The 1,087-nt window shown below is 67.3% G+C and carries 1 protein-coding gene; it reads left to right on the top strand.

Going from position 1 to position 1,087, the window contains the following annotated elements; translation table 11 throughout:
- Positions 1-21 precede the first annotated feature (21 nt).
- A partial coding sequence (locus ACWCRD_RS44980) for an IS630 family transposase (RefSeq protein WP_450971463.1) occupies positions 22-1,087 on the top strand: 1,066 nt, incomplete at its 3' end.

Below are 1,087 nucleotides of genomic sequence, written 5' to 3'. Positions count from 1 at the left end.
CGGCTGCGGTCTGATGGAGGAGTGGGCGACAGCAGGCTGCAGCCTCTGGAGTTATCCGAGGACGAGCGGCTGACTTTGCAGGGGTGGGCGAAACGCCGGACGACCGCGCAGGGCCTCGCCAGGCGAGCACGCATCGTGCTGGCCTGCGCGGACGGGCTCAGCAACACCGCGGTGGCTGCGCGGCTGGACACCGATCGCGGGACCGTTGCCCGGTGGCGGACCAGATTCCTGCGAGACCGGCTCGACGGACTGTCCGACGAACCCCGGCCCGGAGTGCCCCGCACCATCACCGATGCCCAGGTGGAGGAGGTGGTGGTGCGCACCCTGGAGGAGACGCCGGAGGGGGCCACGCACTGGTCGAAGCGGGAGCTGGCCAGGCGAGTGGGGATCTCGCCGACGAGTGTGCTGCGGATCTGGCGGGCGTTCGGGCTGCAGCCCTGGCGCACGGAGGACTTCAAGATCTCTCCGGACCCGTTGCTGGTCGACAAGATCCGTGACGTGGTCGGGCTGTATCTCGCCCCGCCGGCGAACGCGGTGGTCTTCGCGATGGACGAAAAACCGCAGATTCAGGCCCTTGAGCGGACCGCTCCGGTGTTGCCGATGGTGCCGGGTGTCCCTGAGCGCCGCAGCTTCGACTACGTGCGGCACGGCACGGTGGACCTGTTCGCGGCCCTGAACACCGCGACCGGGAAGGTCATCGGCAAGCTGTCCGCACAGCACCGGGCCGTGGACTTCCGCGACTTCCTGGCGGAGATCGACCGCCAGACCGATCCCGGCCTGGCGGTCCACGTGATCTGCGACAACCTCTCCGCCCACAAGGCGCCGGTGGTGCACAAGTGGCTTCTTGCGCATCCCCGGTTCGAGCTGCATTTCACCCCGACCTACTCGTCCTGGATCAACCAGGTCGAGCGGTGGTTCGCCGAGTTGGAACGACGCTGCCTCGAGCGCGGCGTGTTCTGCTCACTCGACGAGTTGAAGACCGCACTCGAGGACTGGATCAAGACCTGGAACGAACAGGCCCGGCCCTTCAAGTGGAGCAAGACCGCAGACCAGATCATTGACCGCATCTGCCGCTACTGCGACAGGA

It is taken from the genome of Streptomyces sp. NPDC002092, assembly GCF_053593775.1.
This window is presented reverse-complemented; position numbering and strand designations above follow the sequence as displayed.